1 pseudogene is annotated in these 3,735 nt (G+C 26.8%); it reads right to left on the reverse strand.

Annotated features, from left to right (window positions below):
* A pseudogene (locus tag MBORA_RS10885) lies at positions 1-3,735 on the reverse strand (hypothetical protein); the annotation flags it as partial.

Genomic DNA, 3,735 nt, shown 5'->3' on the forward strand with positions numbered 1-3,735 from the left:
ATTAGCTGATTTTAGTGTTCCGTTTATGCTAGACATTGTAAACTGTCTTGGATATAGTTGTCCTGTATAATCTGTTATATTTTCACCATCGCTAACTTTAAAAGCTAAAATAATGTTTTTTGATAAAACGCTTTGATTAGTTTGGTTTAGTGTTAATATTAACCAGGTTTCAGGATTTGTATCAACATTAGCTACTTTATAAGTAGGTTTGGAATTACTTCCCCACCAATTGTTATTTAAGCAAATATTAGAGTTACTGTATTTTTCGGTTGATATTGTTCCATCTGCAAAGTAAGAGTTTATTACAGTTAAATTATAAAGACTTGTTGACTTTATTAGGTTAGATACATTTTTAATAAATGATGAATTAATTGTTATATTTCCTCGTTGATTATTCAGGATGCTATCTAAATTTAAGAAAGAGGTATTGTAAATTTTAATATTTGAAGATACATGCCAACTTATAGCAGCATTATTTGTACTATAAATGCTGGGTCCTGTATATTTGGCATCATGACCGTCTATTGTTGTATTTATTAGTATTATGCTTCCAGTTGTTCCAATACTTATGGTAAATCCTGGATTGTCAGCATATGTGTCGCCAGGATTAATAAGTTCTAGTGGAGTTTTCCCTGTTCTAAATATTTTAGAATTAATAATGCTTATATTACCAAGACCTCCAATTACAAGTGGGGTCCCAGTCCAACCATTTGTACGCATGGAATCCTGTATAGTGGAATTGTAAATGTTTAAAATACCTTCATTATAAATATCAGCACAAAATTTTGCATGATTTGCAATAAATGATGAATTGTCAATGATTGTTATACCTGTATTGTATATTGATCCTCCGTAACTTGAATCACCATTATTATAAAAAATAGAATTAACAATGTTTAACTTACCTTTGTTATTAATTGCACCACCATTGAACCCTCGATTTTTTGTAAATTTAACACTATCAATCATTACATTAGCACCATCTTCAATAACAACAGCAGATTTTTGACTATTCATATTTTTATAATTATAATTAATTTCACTAATAGTCATATTAACTAATTTTAAAAATCCATTACCTGCATGCAATACTGATATAAACCAGTTATTTTTAGTATTGTTTCCTGTGATGATTGTTTTGTCTATTCCTTCACCAATAATTGTGATATTTAAAGAATCAAAAAGAGTAATATTGTTATTGAATTTATCAGTATAATTACCTTCTAAAACTTTAATAAAAATTACTTTAGATTGTTTGCAACCTTTGTTTAATGCATTTTCAATGGTTTTGTAAGGATTTTCATATGAACCATTTCCGTTTTCATCATCTCCTCTACTATCAGAAACATATAAAGTAATATTTTCTTTTAATGGACTAAGCATTACATTAACAGTAGCATTGTTATAAATAGTGTTGTTTGTTTCGTAGTTATATGAACCACTTAAAGTATAATTACCGTCTTTTGTAAATCCTAAATAATTTAATTTAGCTACACCATTTACAACTTCTGCAACCCCCATATAAGAACCATTTAAATAAAATTTAATCATTCCACCACCAATAACAGCTCCACTAGGATGACTAATGTTTGCAGTCACAATATCTTGTAAATTATGAGTAATTAGGTTATTGAAGGTTATTGTAATGTTGTCTAATTGCCCGTTTTTATATCCATTATTGGCTTTTTCAATAAATATGTCTTTACCATTATTTGCATTATTATTTTCAAAAAACACGTCTTCAAGAATACATTTTGGAAATGGACTATTTCCATAATGAGGTAAGATAATAATAGCTCCACCATTATTTAAAGCAGTGTTATTAATAAATTTAGCACCTTTAATCCGTCCTGTTTTAATAACTAAACCTGATCCATCAATTTTTGCATAATTATTTTTAAAAGTAATATTTTCAAATATTATTTCAGCATTATTTCCATTAAAATCATAATATGCTATGTAACTTGATACATTATTTCCTATGAAAGTTTCGTTTGCAGAGGTTAGTTTATTAGCATAACTTTGAAAAATATACATTGCATTTTGGCTAATAACAGTATTATTAATGTAATTGTTATTTATTAATATGCTATTTCCAGATATATAAACAATAGAAGAACCATGTTGTCCGTTAACGGTATTGTTGATTATAGTAGTGTTTTCAATATGTATTATATTATTTTCAAGAGAAATTATCTGCAAAAGGCAATTATTTTTAGTATTATTACAATTTTTAAATTTAGAATTATAAATTTCTGCATTGTATATGTATATTCCACCACTATTTGTGTAAGTTAGATTATTAAAAATTATTTTAGATGTATCACTATATCCTCCATTTAAAAAATCAACATGTTCAATAAAAGAATCACAGATTTTTAAAATATAAGCATTAATGACATTTCCACTTGTATTTCTTAGAGTCATGTTTGTTAAAGTCACATTTAGATATTTGCCAAAGGTAAAAATAGTATTATTATATTCTGCATCAATTATGGTATTTCTGTAAGATTCACCAAAAATAGTTAATTTACCAATATTAGAGTAAGATAAGTCTTTGTTGTCATTTCCAGTATAAATTCCATCCTTCATATGGATAGTTAAATCAATCGTATTTTCAAATCCATAATTTAAGGCATGCCTAAGTGTTTTAAATGGATTGTTTTTACTTCCATTACCAGTTGTATCATTACCATCATTGGATACCCATAATTCTAGGGGGTCATGGTTAAAATCAACATGGATTGTTGCATTTTTTACATTAACTTCAAATGGATTTTCAGAATAATAATAAGTTCCACTAAGTGTGTAATCACCATTATCTAATAATTTAGTCACAGTTATTGAAGCAATACCATTATTTGCATTATCAGAACCAATGCCTTTACCATCAATAAAGAAATGAACTTTTCCATGAGTACTTACACTGTTATTTAAATCATCAGTTACCTCACATATTAATTTAAATTCAGTCCCATTTACTGTTAAATTTTTAAATTTGAGATATGCATTAAATTCAGTTACAGAACATATTAAAGCATTTGTAGAAGTACAGTTTATAAATTGATTATTTTTAAGGTATGTATTTGAAATATAGATTATACCTCCCTTTCTATTTCCAATATAATTACAATTAACAAATATATTATCAATTACTTTACGTTTACCATATCCATATCTTAATTCAAATGTTCCACTTTCATATAATCCAGTCATGTTTTCAAATTTATTTCCTATTATATTTGCATTTGTATTTTGGATTGAAAAAGAAGGTAAACTATATAAATTTTCTGTTGTTGAATTTATAAATGTAGAATTGATAATATCTATTGTTATTGATTCAGTACCTGTACAATAAAGATCTGCATATCCTTCAAACCCATAATTATTTTTAAATACAGAATTTGTAATTTTTACATCTTCCATATCTTCTGCATAAATTGCTGCAAGAGTGGTAGCATAATTACTATCAAAAGTACAATTATCTATGGTTAAATTTCCAGAAGTACGTATAGCTGATCCAAATTCTGCTTTTCCATGTGTAAATGTAATGTTTATCAAAGTTACAATAGAATCAGCACTAATTGATTTAAAAATACATGTTTCACCATTTCCATCGAGTATAGTTTGCCCATTACTTGCACCAATAATAGTCAAACTACCATTATAATTCTTATGAGCTAAATTAATACTTAAATCAGTATTATTTTCCCCAGTAAATCTCCCAGCACTTAA

The sequence above is a fragment of the Methanobrevibacter oralis genome, from assembly GCF_001639275.1.
GTDB classification, from domain to species: Archaea; Methanobacteriota; Methanobacteria; order Methanobacteriales; family Methanobacteriaceae; genus Methanocatella; species Methanocatella oralis.